Origin of the sequence: Streptomyces profundus (genome assembly GCF_020740535.1) — a bacterium.
Taxonomy (GTDB): Bacteria; Actinomycetota; Actinomycetes; order Streptomycetales; family Streptomycetaceae; genus Streptomyces; species Streptomyces profundus.
This window is the reverse complement of sequence record NZ_CP082362.1, coordinates 548,328-566,610: the sequence shown is the minus strand read 5'-3', so window position 1 is coordinate 566,610 and position 18,283 is coordinate 548,328. Positions and strand designations below refer to the sequence as shown.

Here is an 18,283-nt window from a genome sequence, read left to right as displayed (position 1 = left end):
CTACGGGAGTTGTCCGGGACCGCGTCCATGGCTGTAGGCGATCGGCGCGCGGTCCCACTTGACCGCGTTCTCGTCCGGCACTCCGCAGGCCAGGACGTAGATCACCTCCTCGGACGCGTCAAGCCGGACGAGTTGGGCGACGCGGCTCGCGTCGAAGCCGCCCAGGCAGGTGATGCCGACTCCGTGCTCGGTGGCGCCCAGGCACAGCCGTTGGGCGGCCGAGGCGGCGTGGTAGTGGAGCTCGGCCAGGCCCTGGCGGCCTCGGGCGCCGAGCAGCGGCCCCATCGAGGAGTGCAGGACCAGCAGCGCCGCGGCGCCCCGGACCACCTCCTGGCTCATACAGGCCGTCACCACCGCGTCGTCGGCGTGGACCTCGCCGCTCACCGGACGCAGTGCGTGGGCCTCCCCGTCGTAGCCGTAGGCGCCCGCCCCGATGCCGTCCACGGCGCGGGCGAGCACCCGTAGCGCGGCCCTGGGGCCGTCGGCGCTGTCGATGACACCGCCCTCGCGCAGCCGGGCCAGGACGCGGCCCAGATCCTCGCCCGGCACGGCCTCGGGCCTGAAGCCCTTGGCTGAGCGGCGGTCCAGCACGGTGTCCCGGAAGCCACGGGAGGCGGGCGGCTCGCCCCCGCCACCGGGGAGGGGCACGGGGGACGAGACGGCCTCGGCCCCTCCCGCGGCGACGGAACGGGGACTCCCGTACGAGCGCGGGATCTCCTCGTGGTGGAAGGCGCTGATGGACCGCACCGACCGCCAGGCCGCGACCTCCGCCTCGTCCGGATCCTCGGGCGGCGCCCCGTCGACATGTCGCCAGATGGGCACGGCGAAGGGGTTGGCGACCGTCCGGCCCCAGACCGGCGGGCGGACGGCCGGCGCGGTGAGCGTGATGAGCGTCTGCGGTTCGCGGCAGCGACCGAGGAGCCCGAGGAGCTCGGCCGCCCGGTGGCGGTCGAACCGCAGCCGGGTGACGGGGCTGAAGCCCATCTCCTCAGCGGCCAGCGCGATATTGGTCGCCGCGTGGGCCCCGTCCAGATGGGTGTAGAGGTAGCCCCGGCGGCCGTACTTGCGCATCGAGGCCCAGGGCCGCCCGACGACCGCCACGACGGCGTCCGGCGGCGGCTCGGCTGCCGCGCCGTCGTCCTGAGGGCTCGACAGCGCCGCGAGGGCGGCTGTCTCGACCTGGCCGACGTGCTGGAGGCAGCAGCCGAGGACGTCGTAGTCGTACAGCTCGTAGTGGGTGGCGCCCCGGAAGGCGACCAGCAGCTCGAAGGGGTAGAGGGCCCCAGCGGACGGCGTGGTACGGGCCCGCATGACGGTCTTGCCCTTGGTGATCACCGCACCGGAGCGTTCGCCGTACCCGAGCGCCAGCACCTCGGAGACCGCGAGCCACGACTCCTGGATGACGGGCGCCGCCGCCACCGTGACGGCCATGGCCGGAACGAAGTTCGCACGTAATCGCGTCTCGTCCCAGAAACGGGCCAGCTGGGGATCCACATCCATGTCACTTTGCGGGCTCATGGCTCTCGCTTCCCCATGTGTTCGGCTGCCTGGTATTCGTTTGATTCATATGAGGATTGAGGCCGAACAATGGCCCGTGACCTGGGGCCATGACAGGTGGGCGTTTCCATGGGTACCCCCCATGATCTTCGTCGGTGTGCGGCCCCGATAAACCAAGAGGCGTTGAATCGCTGCCGATTCGCCGATCACCGTACCCACAAAATCTAAAATGCGACATGAGCCTCTTTCGGCCACCCCGAAAGCTGCGGACAGTTGTGGCGCAACCGATAAAACGCGCAGAAAACGTGCTCGGTGGCGTTGCGGCGGTCCTGGGTCGCCCGAGGCTCTTATGGTTTGCGTCCGCACACCGCTGTGGCCGAGATCTTCGACGGTGGCCGGGGAAAGGCCGCTACCTTCTTCGGCCGTGCCGGACGATGGCCGAGGAATGCACGCTTGTCGCGTTCGGGCAGCCATGGACGTCGTGATGCGCCGCTGGTCCCCGGCCGTGGGCTCGTTGCCCCAGGAAACGGCGTGAGTCGTTGGGAGCGGCGGGCCTCCCTGAGCGGCGGCCGGCGCCGGCGAGGCCGCCCGGCGATCCGAGGAGATCGTTTCCGGGTGGCGGGATCCTCGCCTTTCCGGTGACCGAGACGGGGGTCGTGGACCGGCGTGCGTGGGCGAAGCGGGGGGCCGGTGACTTTCGGAACGCGCGGGCGATCTCCTATCACGTCAAACGCGGCACTGCCCAAAGATCGTCCCTAAGAACTCACCCGTTGGCAGGCCAAGTGCGAGATCAGGCACCGGTCGGAGAAATGCGGACACGCGTCTCGGGAGCCGATTCCCGGAACCCACCCACCGAGGCCCGTCCCGTCCGGATCCGCGATCCTCGGGAGCGATGTCTCGTCGTTCCGGCTCCCCCGGAAGTTCCCACCGGCGTTTGATGTGACCGACTTCTCTCCGCCCGGAAGTCGCCGTGCTCGTGGAATGTCACGTAGTCGTTGTGTTGCTGTGTTGTCGTGTTGTTGCGACAGAAACTCGCCCCGCCCCCGGCCGACACTTCCGCGCGCCGACCGCACGGAGCGCAAGGAACGTCGGGTCAGGCGGCCGTACCAGTTCCGGGGGCGACCGCGCTGCGGGATCTGTGCGCGGAAGATCCAGGGCCGGCGGATGCACGACCAGTCCTGCTACCGGTGCCACCAAGCCGCCGGGCACGATGCCCAGCGGACGAATCCCTCGCCGAGGAACGGATACGCCCCTGCTGGAAGGGCTGTCCGACATGGTCGCCGTCATCGGCGACGCCGATCCGGCACTCAGGGCCGAGATACACGCGGGCCTGGGCGTCACCGCCACCTACGAGCCCGCCAGGAACCGACTGAGGGCCGAGGCGAGCCCCGCCCCTCGTAGTCCTATGGTCCGTGTCCGAGGGGGGACTTGAACTGCCACCCCGAACACCACGCTACCAGGGCCCTGACCTGCGGTTTTCTCTGCTTGATGGGGCTGGCGCGCGGCTCGCGCCTTGTGTCTTCTACCTGGGCTTTTCTGGGTGCTCCTGACCGCTGTTGTCCACGCGTTGCCCACGCGGCGCCGGTCCTCCAGTCCTGGGGCCACCCAGCTGAGGTTCCAGCCGCACGGGCCGCGGGTTGCCTTCGTCAGCTCGCTCGGATTCGGTATACAACCAGCCAGCCCTTCCCCACCCAGACCCTTTCGACGCCCAACTGCATCGAGGCATGGAGACGGCGGGCCTGCGGGAGTTGGGGCGGTCTGACGCTCCGGTGAGCATGGGGTACGTACTGGCCTCGCCGCAGGCCAGAATGTGCTCTTGCGATCATGCCGGGCGTCGCTCAATTACCATTTTCTGCAGCCCTGTTTAAGGGTCTCGTGCTGCCGCTTGTGGGCTGGTTCAGATGGTCGCTGTCAGGAGAAGAGTTTTTCGCGCCATCGCGAGATTGTCGCGATTGCTGCCCTGCTGCCAGTTGCTGTCCTGCCGGTTCAGCGGAACCTTCTCTCATGAGGGAATGAGGTGCTCACGCTGAGAGTTATGCGCCTGACCCTTGTTCGTTTCTTCCTGTCTCCTGTGACCAGTTGCCGTGCCGCCTGGGCTGCGGCCCGCAGCGCGGGCCGGGTCTCCTTCGACGTCGCGTGGCGTCGGGAACGCGTGGCCAGGCACCCTGATGAGCTGCTCTACCGTCAGTCAGGCCACGGCCCGCCGCACAGCACGCCATCCGAAGAGGACGCCGAGCGTGCACCCCAAAACCCGAAGACGGAACCGGGCCCGGTCAGAGAAACATGAGCCGTCGTACGGGCTCGCCGAATGTGGCTGCTGATGCGGATGAAAGCAGTGTGGCAAGAGATAGGAATCCGCTTTCGGTCAACTTCTGCAAAGCCTGGTATCCCGCTCGTGGGCACGCGGCAGCATGCCTCGTATCTTCCTTAACGTCCGACAGAACAGGGAGAAGTTCATGCCTGATCTCAGCGCTTTGTCTGCCGTACTCGGAGCCGGGTTGCCGGCCACCTACACGTTCCTCTTCCAACGCCTGGAGAACCTGCTGGACCGGCGTGGCCAGCCAGAGACAGTCCTGCCCACCTCGGACGTACTGCGCGGGGAACTACGCTTGCCACTCACCGCAGATCCGGAGGAACTCGCCGAGCGGTTGGAGAACCTGGAGACTCTGCGCGATGTGCTGGAGGGGTACCGGCACACCCCTGAGCGCATCAGTGTCGAAGACGAACGGCTGCTGCGGATGCTGGGCCGGGCGCGCGGCACGCTTGAGGAGATCTACGGACAGCGCTTGACGTTCGTGGGGGAGGAGGACCGCCAACCCTCTGGGACGTCCGTTCGGCAGAAGATCGGAACGTTGCGCGGCAGGGCCACAGCCATCGACGCGGATGTCGTCGCCGGCGCAGTGGAGACGAGCCAGGACGCCGTCACGGTGGAGGAGGGCGGCGAGCTGACGGGAATCCGGACCCGTTACATGGGTCCGCCCCCCGCCTCCCGGTAGCCCTGCACGCTCTCCAGCCGTTTCGAGAAGGGAAGTACGTGACCACAAACGCTCTGTCCCCGCATCCCGTGAACGACTCGCCGCCCGAGGCCGGTTACGACCCACAGCATGCTCCCGCCCCACCAGAGGATGACTCGTCCGGCCGGCCGCCCGAACCTGCTGCTGAGCCCTTTCCCGCCCCCTCGGGGGACGTTGAGCGCGTCGAGGAAGCCGTGCAGCACGAGCCGGGCACTGCGCCGTACTGGAGCGCACAGGCCAACCAGCGCGTCGGCATCAACCGCGGCGTCATGATCGGCACGCTCATTGAGCAGGGCATCCGCCGTCTGCGCGGTACCACCCTCACCGGCGAGGAAATCGACGCGCAGCTACGGAACTACGTACGGAGCCAGGACGACGACAACGCGATCAACGCGATCCTGGACAAGGGCCACGTAGCCGTACTGACCGGCGCAGAGGGCAGCGGACGCTTCAGCACCGCGCTGCACATCCTGCGCCGCCGCGTAAACGGCGCCATCCGCCAAGTTCGGAGGGAGCCCGGCAGCCCCTTTGATCTGAGTGGCCTGCTCGACCACAACACCGGCTGGGTCCTGGACCTGCGGGCCGAGACGCCACACGCCGGTTTCGGCCGCGAACTGGCCGAAGACGCCCACGAGCTGCCCCCAGGCTCTCGCCTCATTGTCCTGACGCACAGCGAGGCATGGAAGAAACGCGGCGACGGTGCCACCCACCTCAGTCGCTCCCTGGCCGGTCCGAAGCGTGCCGACATCCTTCGAGAACACCTGAAGGACGTGCCGCTCTTCTTCGACAGAGACCAGTGGATCGCGGCCGACCTTATCCAGCGGGGCATCGCCCCTCTCCAGCCGTCCCAGATCCAGGCCTGGGCCAACGCCATCGTCAACACGGAAGACGTTGAGCGGGACAGGGGCCGCCTCACACTCGCCCAGAACGCGAAGGACGACACGTACTTCCTCAGCTTGGTCCAGAAGGTCGTCACAGCTGCCGAAAACTGGCGCAGCCACCTCCTGGAATGGCACACCACCCACGAGGACAGCGACTACCGCAACTACCTACTCGCCGCGGCGGTGCTTGAGGGCGCGAAGTCGGACAAGATCTACAAGGCATCCACCACTCTGGCCCAAGCACTCAAGGAAACGCACCCAGCCCGTCCCGGGCAGCAAGGGCTCGGAGTCGTGGCGCTGACACAGAGGGCCAATGCCGACCTCCGACCGGACGGTACGATCCGCTTCCGCTACCACAACTACGCTGAGGCCGTCGTCGACTACTTCCTGGATGACCGCCCGCACTTGCTGCGGGAGTTCACCCGTTGGACTGCCGACCAGGTCGCCGGACTTGGCGAAGACCTCGCGGGGCCGCTGATCCAGCGCGTAAGCGACTGGGTCGTGCACTACACAGCCCGCCACCGCAGAACCACACTCCTCAGGTCCCTGGCCGAACAGTGGTCCACCACCCACAGCGACGCCGCCTGCGACCTCCTTGTCCTGGCCGCCGTCGACGACCGGACCGGAGACCTCGCCCGCAACGCCTACCGCCGATGGACCAAATCCGAAGCCGGCTCCCTGTCCGCCGACTTCACGATCGTCCTCATCCGCGCCTGCCTCCGCCTCGCCGAGGCGTACCCCGCCAGCATGCTGGGCCGTATCGCCGAACTCGCCACCAGGGCCCACGGCGACGGTGACGTTGAGAACGGCCGGACGGCCCAGATCACCCAGGCCGTCAGCGAGGCCCTGAACGCCTTGTGGGACGACAGCGAGCAGCACGCGGGAATTCAACGCCAGCTGACCGGGTGGGCCAACGACCAGCACGCCCCGCACCGGGCAGCAGCGCAGAGCACGTTCGCCTACCTCGCCCAGCGCCGCACCCCCACCGGTCCGGCCCTCCTGCCCGATCCCGTCATCGACACCGCATGGCTCGTCAACATGTGGCGCAACGCCCTGCCCACCACCGACTGGTCGCCGCCGGTCGCCGACGCCTTCGCCTACTGGATGCAGACCGCCCTGGAGTACCCCGATCGGCGCGAGACCATCGAGCAGATCGTGTGCGACGCCGTCCACCGTGCCGACGACCCGCACTACAGCGCCAACCGCCTGCTCGCCGTGCAGAACCTTCTGTATAGCTGGGCCCCCGCACCTCCCGCCGTGCAGGACGCCGACACCGTACATCTGCGCGACCAGCTCCTCACCCGGTTGCGGGCCCAGGACCCTGCCGCGCCCCCGCTTCCCGACCCTCATGCGCCACAGTCGTAGCCGATCCGGCTGGCCGGCGCCGCGCGCCGGCCAGCTCGCCCAGGGCAGCTACACGCTGCCCAGCAACACACCAGGATTCCGCTTCCATGCTGAACTGACCGGCCGGTGGCAGGAGACGCCCGCCGCCCGACTCCATCACGATCCGCGCGCGGCGGCCACCCATCATGCCCTGCAAACGGCCCGCGCCGCGGCCGGACTGTACCCGCTCGGTGAGCACCAAGCCGCCCAGGTTCACATCAACACCCGCCTTGGTGCCGGGGCTGACCTCGACGGTGCTCCGGTCCGTCTCCTGTGGGCCGAGGTAGCACTGACCGTGACCGCCACGGACCTTGCGGCAGCCACTGCCCTCGAACGGCGGCTGCATGAGGAGACGCTGAACGAACAACGGCGCCGACGGCGCCAGCAAGAGGCCGAAGAACTCCACCAGGCCCTGGCCACCACCCCGACCCTGACACTGGCCTACTGGCTCACACACCACCCCGAGGCCGCCGACAGCGACACCATCAACGCCATCAACCAACTGGCCCAGCAGATCACCAACCACGCGCCCGACAATGCCTGGGTCCAGACCGCCCGCCTGCTCCAGACCTTCGCTGAAGGGCTCAACGCGGGCCAGCGCGCCAACCTGGTGGAGAGCCTGGCACAGATCGTGACCCGCTACGACCAGCCCGGCCTAGCCGAGGACCTGCGGACCATCGCCACCTCCGCAGCCCTCCTCAATGGGCATGTAGCTCATGGCCCACCCGAGTCGGAGACACCGGGACGCTGAGGCCCCTGGAGGGTGCAGAAGGCGTGGGCGACGGAGACGAGGGTGACGTGGTGGTGCCAGCCTGGCCAGGTTCGACCTTCGAAGTGGGCAAGGCCCAGGGCCTGTTTCATCTCGCGGTAGTCGTTCTCGATGCGCCAGCGGAGCTTCGCGGTGCGCACGAGGACGGCAGCGGAGTGGTTGCGGGCAGGTTGGAGAGCCAGAACTGCACGGGCTCGTCCCTGTCGGCGGGCCACTCCGCCAGCAGCCAGCGGACCGGAAGCTCAGGGGCAGCCGTGGATCTCACGCCGGGCGGGCCTAATCCGCAGAGCCACGAAGCGCGAGTACATGCGATTGTGCCCGCTGCGCCCACTGCCGGGCCGCGATCCCTCCCGCCACCGCACCGGCCGCGCGGAGGCTTTACCCGCCGCGATGACCCTTCACCCGCTGCGCCGGCTCGGGGTAGGCCGGGATGGGCCGTCGCCCTCGGCCCGTGGAGGCTGGGGTGCGGGGCTGTGCGTCCTCGGGTTGCGCGGTGGTCGTGGTCGAGATGCTCACGACGTAGTCGAGGCCGCGTGTCTCCAGGCCGAGCCGGAAAGCGGGGGTGTCTCCGTAGCCGCCATCGGCGATGACCTGGGGCACCTCGATGCCCCAGGACCGGGTCTCGTCGATCATGTCGAGGGCCAGTTGCCACTTCTCGACATGCCCCACCTCGGCGGGGATGGCGCACTTCGTGCGGCGGGCCACCTTGAACGGATCGGCCTTCGGCTAGGCGGGATCCCAGCTCCCAGGCAGGAAGGGACGCCAGTTCACCGCCACCGAGGCGCCGTTGGAAGCCGGGTGCAGCGAAACCCCGGCCTGGCAGTTGGTGACCTTGCCCGCATTACCGGTGTACTACCTGGTCACACACGCCGACGCGCCCCCGTCCTTGAGGAACCCGGTGTCATCAATGATCAACGCGGTGGGTTTGACGACCGGCTGCATGCGCCAGGCCAGCCGGGCCTGCACATGCGCCGCATCCCACGGGCTGGAAGTGATGAAGTGGGCCAGGGCCTGCCGGTTCCCGTCTTCACCCAGGTGAGCGGCCATGGGCTTTACCGACTTGCGCCCGCCCACTTGCAACAGGCCCCGCAGGTAGACCCCGCCCCACCGTCGCTGATCCACCCGCGCGAACGGCTCGAACATCTCCGCCGCGAAGTCCTTCAGATCACCCCGGACCGCAGCCAACTCCCCACCCAGCACACCCGATCAACGACACCACCGACCAAAAAGACACGCCACCACGGACCGCACATGACCAAGCACTACTAGGCGTTTGAACCGATGAAGGAGGGCGAATTTTTGTTCGACGGCGCAGCGGAGCTTGCCTAGGCCCCTCAAAGTTCGGGTTTGCCTTGCGGGAGGTGACCGGGACGGCGCGGCGTTCCCGCAGTCCACAGCGGTTGGGGTCGCTGTCGTATCAGTTATCACCCAAGAAGGCGTCAGGGCGCTTGCGCGGGTTTCCGACCCGGCCTGCGACGGGCGGGATGCGTCGATCGGGGGAGAGTCTGCGTGACATCGTTGACGTTGGCGATGGTGGTGATCACCTTCAGCGGTGTGCCCCTCCCATCGCAGACCAGGTGGTGCTTGCTGTCGGTCTTGCCCCGGTCGACCGGCGAGGGGTGGGTCGCCTCGCCCCCTTTGTTTTTGTTGCCTTTACGTCTGAAGCATCCACACAGGCGCGCGTCCAGTTGATCAGGAGCCCTCGGAAGCCGCTGACTTGGCTTGCCCAGCGCTCCGGTTTCGCCGATACAGTGCTGGGCCCCGAACTATAGGTGCAGGAGTTCGACCCGCACGCAAAGATCGAGCATGTGCTGCAGCGATGTGCTCGCTCCCTTGGTTGACGCAGTTACCGGGAGCGGTTCGCCAGCATGGCTGAGGAGCTGACAGAGGTTCTCCCAACCATGCCACCGACGGGCCGCGGGCTCTGCGACCGCTCGTGGTGGCTGGTCCAGCATTTCTATAGCCGCGAACGCAGTTCCGCCATCTTGGGGCTTGTCCGATGGCAACGCACTGAACACGCCTGGCACACCAGAATCATGCAAAGCCACCGACGCCCCGTCCATCGGCCCGCTACGGTACGGATATGTCGCACTGCGCATCGCAGCATCTCTGGAGGAAGCCGTGTCACTGCCGAACACTGCCGCATCGCTCTTCTTGATGACGTGGGCATGGCGCTCGTGCTCAGCGATGCCCGGCCGCGAGGGCCCTGCGTGGAAAGACGGGGAATGACTCCGAGCACCGGGCGCTCAGTACCAGTTCACCGCCTCCCTTGGACATAGCTCATGTACCCCCGGCCACGCCCGCGATCCCTAGTCTCATCCCCGGTCGCGCTCGGATCATGCTGCCTCCCAGAATCCCCAACGTGATGTGTCCATCTGCGCACCTCAACCAGGACCCATGACCACTCTGTACGGCTTCGGCCATCGCATGCTCCTCGTCAACTACCTGACCCATGACCATGCTGTCTACTTCCGGCTGGTCCTGGATGTACTCCTTGAGGAGGAGTCCCGGCTCGGCATCCATCTGCCCACGGCTGAGATTGGCCAGCAGATTGCCAAACGTCTTTCGTCGACCTCTGAGCTGGTGGCCGAGATGCCGCCGGTCGATGACCTTCTTGAGAGACTGAACACCTGGGGCAATGTCAATCGCATCTACAACCTGCGGCGCAGCGGCACGGTGCGAGAGTTCATCCGTAAGGACTTCCTGTATCAGCTGACTCCCGCAGGCGCGCAGGTCCACCGAACCCTGACCTCGATCGACCAGGAACTGGGGTCGTCAGGAGCGCTTCATGCCTCCATGTTGCCGGAGGTTCTCGAAGCACTGACGGTGTTGGTGCAAGCGGGAGAGAAGTCGCCTCCGGACCTGAGCGGGGCCAGTCGCGCGTTCCAACGACTGGCCGGTGGCTTCACGCAGTTGACCGAGAACGCGAAGCTGTTCGTACAGGGGCTCAATCGATCTCTTGCAGTGGATGACCAACTCGATGTGGAAGCGTTCCTCGCCTACAAGGACGTGGTCGTAGGGTACCTCCAGACATTCATCCTCGCCCTGAGCCGGAATGGGCCGCTGATCTCCGGTCTGATTGAACGGGCCGAGGCGGCGGGAATCACCGTGTGGCTGAGGAACATCGCAGCCCGCGAGTGGGCACCGCAGATGGGTGTGGCGAAGGAAGACATCATCGAGCGCGATGCCGACCGTCTGGTGCGACAGTGGGCGGGAGTGCGCAGCTGGTTCTTCGAGGGCCCCGAGAGGGTGCCAGTTGCGCACACCCTGCAGGACCGCGCCTCCGACGCGGTCAACCACATCATGCTGACGATCCGGCAGATCAACGAGCAACGATTCCGACGGGCCGATCGGGCCGCCGATCTGGTGACCCTTGCCACGTGGTTCGACGACATAAACGGGGAGGGCGAGGAATCCGGACGGGCAGTGTCGTGGCTGTGGCGCGCCGCTTTCGGTATGTACGCCACGCGACACCTGGGCACCGCGCGTCCGGCGGATGACGACGAGGATGTACTGCCCGAGGCCAGTTGGTGGGACAGCGCTCCCGCTCCGGTCTCCGCAGCCCTTCGGGCCTCCGGCCCCCGGACGCGCCCGGGACCGCCGCCACGAATCCGCCGCCCGCACCGTGCCAAAAGCATGCTCGCCGCCGAACTCGGCAAGCAGCAGCATGCAGAGGCTTCGGCCGAACAGTCGCTGGCCGCCCGCGGTACCGTACCGTTGTCCGCTCTAGGCGAGTTGAGCGATGCGGAAGCGGCCGTCCTGCTGCGCTGCCTGGACTGTGTCCTCTCGGTGCCCGAGGACAGCGAGAAGGTACGCAGAGCCCGGACCAGCGACGGTCGACTGGCCATCACTCTCGCTCCCCTGGAGCCGGGTTCCGCTCGGGTCGCGACTGTGGCTATGCGTGGCGGCCGGATGCAGATCGCCGACATGCAACTGACCATTCGGCTCTCCCCGCGCAGGGCCGCGTGAGCGGGCGGGGGCACGAGGCCGCTTTCGAGCGCGGCGCGGTGATCCGGGCACTGCTGGCACAGCCTCTTCTGCATCGCCGGGGGCGTCATACCAGGACTCTGGATCTCGCGCGTCGGCATCAGACCGGCCTGCGGGCTTGGTTCGACCACCATCTGGGCTGGCGGCTGCACGTGGAGCGGGACCGCCTACGTCTGTTCAAGGTGCCGGAGACGTCCGACCGGCTGGGAACGGAGGCTCCGACGGCTCGCCAATGTGTCTTGTACTGCCTGCTTCTGACAGTTCTGGAGGACTGTGGGCAGCAGACCGTGCTCAGCGAACTCGCGGAGAGAATCACAGCCTTGAGTAGCGCCCACGCCAGGTTGCGACGGTTCGAAGCCACCGTCCACCGGGAGCGCACGGACCTGGTGGCCATGGTTCGGCTGCTGTACCGGCAAGGCGTTCTGGCCACTCCCAACGGCGAGACCTCCACCACTCGCGAACACGAGAAGGAGTACGTCGCGGGTGACGGCGACGCGCTCTACGACGTTGATCACCGCACAGCGGCCCTCCTGCTGGCTGCCCCGATTCCTCCTGCCGAGGTCGAGGGTCCACAAGCCTTGTTCGATGCCATGACGCCGGACGACACCGGTTTTCCGGCAGTCAGTGTCCGGCATGCGCTTATGCGGCGCCTGGTGGACGAGCCGACCGTCTACTGGGACGATCTACCCGGCAATCAGCGTGAGTACTTCCACGAACATGCCGACGAGTTGCTCAGCGCCGTACGCCTGGGGCTCGACGTTCGCGTGGAGGTACGTGCCGAGGGTGCGGCTGTGATCGATGAGGAACTCACCGACCTGGAGTTCCCCAAGTCCAGTGCCGCGTCGTTCGCGGCACTGATTCTGGCCGACAAGCTATGTGCCGAAACCGAACGCGCCGTACCGCGACGTACGTTCGTGTCTCGCGCCCGGATACGTGAACTCTCCGACGAGATCGCCCCGGAACTGCTGAAGCTGATCGCCAACATCAAGGGTCAGCCAATCGACGGGGCCCGCGTGCAGGAAGCGGCCTTGCCGATCCTCCTCCAACTGGGGCTTGCCGAACACGTACCCGGCGGCATCCGTGTCCGCCCTGCCTTGGCCCGCTACCGTGCTCCGGCTGGCCACGGCCTCCGCTCCGGCGCCGATGACCTGATGCTCTTCGGTACGCACGACCTCCCCGATTCGCCCGCACCCGCCAAAGAAGACGACCGTGATGACACCACCACCTGACCAGTCCGCAACCGATCCCGCGCTTCAGCGGCTTCTCGACAACGAGCTGCCCGTACCGGACCGGCAACGGTTTCAACCGCTGCGCATGGGCCTTGTCGGCATCTGGGAGTACGACGAGCAGGTGTTCCACTTCTACGGGGGGAGGCTGATCCTGCGCGGCTACAACGGCTGTGGGAAAACCAAGGCTCTGGAGGTCACGAGCCCACTCCTGCTCGACGGCATCCTCAACGCCCGCCGGCTGGACCCCTTTGGCAACGCGGCACGTCCCATGCGCGACAACCTTCTGTACGGCGGGCATACGCAGCGGATCAGCTACGTCTGGACCGAATACGGGCGCGTCACCGAGTCCGGCGTCCACCAATACTTGACGGTCGGCATCGGTATGCACGCGCTTGAATCCCATAAGAAAGGGCTGCGCGCCCGGTGGTTTTTCACCACGTCGAAACGTGTGGGGGGTGATTTCGCTCTGTACGGAGAGGACCGCCGGCCGCGGCACCGTGCCGAACTGGAAGCTGTACTGGACCAGGGAGATGTTCACGAGTCGGCCAAGGACTATCGCGAAGCACTCGCCAAGCGGCTCTTCGGGTTCTCTGCGGCGCGGCTCGGTTCCCTCGTCGATCTCCTGCTGACGCTGCGCAGGCCCAAGCTGAGCGAGGACCTGACGGTGGCCAAGTTGAGCGAACTCCTCAAGTATGGACTTCCGCCCGTCAGCGGCCTGCTACTGGAGGATCTGGCCGGCAAGTTCGACGAACTCGCCCGTGAGCGCGAAGAATTGCAGTCCCTTATCCGCGACAAGGGTTCCGTCGACACGTTCCTGTCCGCCTATCGCCGATTGGCTCGACGCGTCGTGCGTGACGAGGCGGGCAAGCTCGTCGCTGTTGGCCAGGACCGCGACTCCACATACCGCATCCGGCGCACTAAGGAGAGGGAGCTCGCCGAGGCACGGGAGCGTACGCATCTACATGAGGAGAAGGGGCAGGAACTCGCCCTACTCAAAGACAGGCTGCAGACTCGGGTCAATGAGCTGCGGATCAGCCCGGAGATGAAGCAGCACGGGCTCATCACGGAACTCCAGAAGCAGCAGACTGCTGCCGAGCAGTCGCTAAGCAAGGCCACCGGTCGGCATCAGAAGGCCATCGCGGTCCGCGACAAGGCGGCAGGGGAACTGACGGTTGAACAAGGCGGATTGGAAGCCGCGCAGAAGCAATTGGCAACCGCCGAACAGACTGCGGACGGTTGTGTGGACGGCGCACCTCTGGATGCCACGCACCGCAGCCACCGCGAAGGGATGCGCCGGAATCCCGCATCGACCCGCGACGCCCTCATGGGTCACGTTCAGGCACGTACGCAGGTCCTCGCGCGTGCTGCCCGTCTCGCCGAGGATATGGCGGAGGCCGAGCGTGACCATGGCACGGCGGCCGATGTCTGCGCCCGCCTGCTCAAGCGCGTTGATGAGGCTAAGGAGAACTGCGAAGGACATGAGGAGGTGCTGGCGCGGCGGATTCGTGAGCTGTGTGCTTTCCTCATCGATTGGTCCGAACGCTGTCGCCAATTCGCACTGACAGAACAGCAGTTGGCTGACCTGATCGCCGCAGTACCGGCGCTCGGCGAAGACGCCGGAACGACCCTGGCCGAGCTGATCGCGGCTGAGGCGCGGCATGTGGAGAAGGCCATGGACACCACGCTCGCCGAGCAGGAGGCTGAGCGTAGGGACCTGGGAGCGCAGTTCCGGAAGATCCGCGACGAGCGCGCCCGCGTCGCCGCCCAGCGGGATCCCGTACCGCCCGCTCCTCTCACACCACGCCGGGAGCGCACCGCCGAATTGGGTGACGGCGCGCCCTTGTGGAAACTCCTCGAGTTTGCCCCCACGGTGACCGACGCGCAGGCTGCCCGGCTCGAAGCCGCACTGCTCGGTGCTGGTGTCCTCGACGCCTGGGTCACCCGTGACGGCCGGACCCTGTCCGCCGACAGCCTGGAGACGATCCTGCTCGCCTCTGCGCCGTGCGAGGCCCCCACCCGGTCACTGGCCGATGTACTCCACCCCGTCGATCACCCGCTAATCCCGGCGACTGTGACCCAGCAGATTCTCACTTCGATCGCTCTGGCCGATCAGGACACCGCACACACCTATCCCACACGGGTGGGCTCGGACGGCTCCTGGCAGATCGGCGCGGTAAGTGGCCGCACTATGGGCACTGTCGCGGCCTATATCGGTGCCACGGCGCGGGAGGCGGAGCGCCGACGCCGTCTGGAAGTCTTCGACCTAGAGCTGGAGTCGCTGAGTGAGCGCCTCGCCGAACTGGACGCCGAGATCATGGGCACCCGCCGCCGCCGGGATGACCTGGAAGCTGAGCGCGCCGAGACCCGGCACAAGGACCGCGATGTACGCGAGGCCCGCTGGGAACGCGACGGTGTACGTGCGCTGCTGAAGGAGCTCGGCCAGGAAATGGCCAAGGCTCAGGCGGAGCAGCAGGCACAGCGGGAGAAGTGGCAGGCCGCTGAGCGCACGTTGGAGGACTTCGCCCGCTCCCACGGGATCCGCCCCGTTGCCCTTTCCATTCATCACGAGCAGGAGTCACTGGGGCGTTACGCGAGCAGCGTCACCGACCTCTTCCATGCTGCGCAGGAGCACCTGCGTCGCAGTGTGACCACCCGCAAGTCCGAGGAACACCTTGACGAGGCCTCCCAGCAGCTCAAAGACTGCACCGACGACCTGACGGATGCCCGTACTGTCCTTGAGGGGGCGAAGGAGAAGCTCGACATCCGGAGGCGGCTGGCCGGCGCGGGGGTACAGAAGGTGCTGGCCGACCTGGCACAGGCGACCAGCGACCTCGGCGCGGCACAAGTCGACCTGGACAACAACCACAACCTGGCGAAGGGGATGTCGGAGCAGATCGGTGCGCTGGCTGAGGCGGTGACCGTTGCGACGAAGGAGTGCAGCGGAATCGATATCCGGTACCAGAGGGCAGCGGAAGACTACCGACTACTGGAACAGCGCGGCTATCTCGCGCTGGCCAGCGTGAACGCCATCGGCTCACAGGGCGACGCCGCAGCGGAGGCACAGGCCCAGGTCGCCCTGAGTCAGCTGGATGGCGAACCGTGCGACGAAAGAGCCCGGAACCAGGCGCGCAACGACGCCGACTCCCAGTCCAGACTGTTGCAGGCCGCGCTCAGCGGGCCGGACTGGCGACCGCGCGCCGAGTACGACGGCCAACTGTTTCTGGTCACCCTCCTGCACAACGGCGAGAGCCGTACCGTGGCCCAGGCACAGGACATCATGGCCAATGAGATCCACACGCGCCGGGGTTTCCTCGGTGACGAGGAGCACGAACTATTCACCGAGGTGTTGCTGGGGCGTCTCGGAGACCACCTGCGTCGGCGCCGTGCCGAAGCGGAGAGCCTCATCGCTCGGATGAACACGCTGTTGCAGCAGGTACCCACGTCTTCCGGGCACCTGCTGAAGCTCGTTTGGGAACCCGAACCCCGCCAGGACCAGGGCATCCTGGACGCCTTGGCATCCCTGGACGGGCAGTCCACCGAGCACCTGGCCGATGATGCCCGCGAGCGGCTCATCCGCTTCCTTGTCGAGCGGGTGGAGACTGCCCGGCAGAGCGAGAGTGGCGGTGACTGGCGAACCCACCTGCGCGAGGCCTTGGACTACCGTGCCTGGAGCCGGATCCGTATCCGCCACAGGGCAGGACCCCTCGAGAAATGGACCAACCTCACCGACCGGAAGCAGCAGCGGGGATCCGGCGGCGAGCAAGCCGTGGCACTTCAGTTGCCACTGTTCGTCGCTGCGGCGGCTCACTACGAAGGAGCCGGCGCCATTGCGCCCCGCCCCATCTACCTCGACGAGGCGTTCGCCGGTATCGATGCCGACATGCGTGGTCGCTGCATGGCGTTGCTCACTCGGCTGGACCTGGATTTCGTCATCGCCAGCCATGACGAGTGGGGCTTTCACGAAGAGGTCCCCAAGGTGGCCACCTATCAGCTGTTCCGTCACAAGGGGCTGCCTGGCGTCCTGACCACCCCCATCCTGTGGGACGGCGCCGAGAAGCACGTCCTGCCCGACCCTGCTCTGCGCCACGACGCCACGCTCGACGCCGGTATCGACTGGGACGACGAGGAAGACCTTCTCGACGAGGAATTCCCCGACGACGGCGACTCCAGCTTTGGTGACGACACGCTCACCCGAGACGAGGAAGTCGAGGAAGGCGTTGATGAGGAGGATTGAGCTGCCTACGGGGCTGGCGCGCTGGGCGTGTACCCCGGGCGGCGCGGCGTTCTGCCAGGCGGCCCGACGGCGCATCGCCAACGGGGGCGGCCTCGACCGCAAGATGGAGCTGCCGATGACACCCCAGCAACGAGCCGACCTCGTCGACCTGTTCGGTACCAAGTGCGTCGGCAGCGCCTTCGTCCACCTCGGTAAGGCGAACGAGTCCCTGCTGAACGGGGCCTACGCTCTGCCATTGCGCCAGCTGCTGATCGGCGTGGACGGGCCTCTCCTGACCAACCGAGGCCAGGCCCGCTATCGCAGAATCGTCAAGAAGGGGGACGTCCACCGCGCCCGCGCGGCTCTGACTGCCCGGATCACCGGAGTCCCCGAGCTCATGTCCGAACTCGCGTTGCTGGTCGCGCTCCCCGACCCCGCGTCCTGGCTCTCGCCCGAGGACTCCGCTACCCGGACACGGAATTGGGCCACCTACAGTGCTGCCCTCAGCGCCGCCGCCGAGTGGTTCCGAGGCCGCGCCAGAAAGTGGAAGTTCGCCGAACGCGAGCTCGCCGTCCGTGCCCTGGGCGGCAGCAAGAAGTGGACCTCGCCAGCCAAGAACGCGTTCAGCAACGTGATCGGCCTCCCCTTCACCGACGCCGTCTACACCGCTGACACCGGCATCCGTATGCTCGGTCCAGCCAGTTGGCGCCTCGACAGCCTGGTAGCGGACGCCGCAGCCGCGCGCCCTTTCGTGGACCTTCCCGGCCGGGCCGCCGCCACACGGGGAACTCTCGACGTCCCCGCCAACGGCGTGCTGCTCGTCGAGAATCAGGAGACCTTTCAGGCCCTCAGCCGCACCAGCGTTCCTGAACAGTGGCTCTGCATATGGATGGAGGGATACGCTTCGGACGCCCTCGCCCTCTTCCTCACCCGCCTCCCTGACATTCCGCTCACCGCGTGGGGAGACCTCGACCCAGATGGCATCGACATCATCGTGAACCTTCGAGCGAAGAGCGGCCGTACGATCCACCCTGTCGGCATGAGCGCCGAACTGTACAAGGCGGGATACATGCTGGAGGAGGACCCCGAGACGGCCGAGGGCTGCCGCGAACGAGCCGAGAACCTGTCACGCACAGCTCCGCAGGAGTTCCGTTCGCTGGCACGGGCAATCGCCGACAATAACGGACTTCGCTGCGAACAGGAGGGTCTGCACGAAGTGGTGCTACCACGTCTGCATGACGAACTACGGCGGTTCACTGCCTGATGGTCGGATGTGCGTCCCCCGAATGACGGATGCTGTCGGGCGACCT

At 66.9% G+C, this 18,283-nt stretch carries 9 protein-coding genes and 1 pseudogene; 7 read left to right on the top strand and 3 right to left on the bottom strand.

What is annotated here, in order from left to right:
- Complete coding sequence (locus tag K4G22_RS02490; protein WP_228077996.1) at positions 1–1,518, bottom strand: nitroreductase family protein; 1,518 nt, start codon at positions 1,516–1,518, stop codon at positions 1–3.
- A 2,435-nt stretch (positions 1,519–3,953) separates the two neighbouring features.
- Here K4G22_RS02490 and K4G22_RS02485 point away from each other — a divergent pair.
- The 3 genes from K4G22_RS02485 to K4G22_RS02475 are packed head-to-tail and all read left to right on the top strand — an operon-like array spanning position 3,954 to position 7,526.
- Positions 3,954–4,493, top strand: a complete 540-nt coding sequence (locus tag K4G22_RS02485) for a hypothetical protein (RefSeq protein ID WP_228077995.1) — start codon at positions 3,954–3,956, stop codon at positions 4,491–4,493.
- 38 nt (positions 4,494–4,531) lie between these two features.
- Positions 4,532–6,757 carry a hypothetical protein gene (locus tag K4G22_RS02480; RefSeq protein ID WP_228077993.1) on the top strand — a complete coding sequence of 742 codons (2,226 nt, stop codon included), beginning with the start codon at positions 4,532–4,534 and terminating at the stop codon, positions 6,755–6,757.
- On the top strand, positions 6,741–7,526 hold the full coding sequence (locus K4G22_RS02475) for a hypothetical protein (RefSeq protein ID WP_228077992.1): 786 nt from the start codon (positions 6,741–6,743) through the stop codon (positions 7,524–7,526). Before K4G22_RS02480 ends, K4G22_RS02475 begins: the two co-directional genes overlap by 17 nt.
- Here the strand turns inward: K4G22_RS02475 and K4G22_RS31885 are convergent.
- Positions 7,490–7,759: a transposase gene (locus K4G22_RS31885; RefSeq protein WP_342399144.1), complete on the bottom strand. Its 270-nt coding sequence runs from the start codon at positions 7,757–7,759 to the stop codon at positions 7,490–7,492. The two genes, K4G22_RS02475 and K4G22_RS31885, sit on opposite strands and share 37 nt — an antisense overlap.
- 163 nt (positions 7,760–7,922) lie before the next feature.
- Positions 7,923–8,687, bottom strand: a pseudogene (locus K4G22_RS31760) (IS701 family transposase).
- 1,254 nt (positions 8,688–9,941) lie between these two features.
- Here K4G22_RS31760 and K4G22_RS02460 point away from each other — a divergent pair.
- From K4G22_RS02460 to K4G22_RS02445, 4 genes are read left to right on the top strand one after another with little or no spacing between them, the layout of a single operon-like run.
- Positions 9,942–11,513, top strand: a complete 1,572-nt coding sequence (locus K4G22_RS02460; RefSeq protein WP_228077990.1) for a TIGR02677 family protein — start codon at positions 9,942–9,944, stop codon at positions 11,511–11,513.
- Positions 11,510–12,760: a TIGR02678 family protein gene (locus K4G22_RS02455; RefSeq protein WP_228077988.1), complete on the top strand. Its 1,251-nt coding sequence runs from the start codon at positions 11,510–11,512 to the stop codon at positions 12,758–12,760. Before K4G22_RS02460 ends, K4G22_RS02455 begins: the two co-directional genes overlap by 4 nt.
- Entirely contained in the window at positions 12,744–16,994 is a 4,251-nt protein-coding gene (locus K4G22_RS02450) for a TIGR02680 family protein (protein WP_228083925.1), read from the top strand. Before K4G22_RS02455 ends, K4G22_RS02450 begins: the two co-directional genes overlap by 17 nt.
- Complete coding sequence (locus tag K4G22_RS02445) at positions 16,981–18,237, top strand: Wadjet anti-phage system protein JetD domain-containing protein (RefSeq protein ID WP_228077986.1); 1,257 nt, start codon at positions 16,981–16,983, stop codon at positions 18,235–18,237. The genes K4G22_RS02450 and K4G22_RS02445 overlap by 14 nt, the downstream gene beginning before the upstream one ends.
- Positions 18,238–18,283 lie beyond the last annotated feature (46 nt).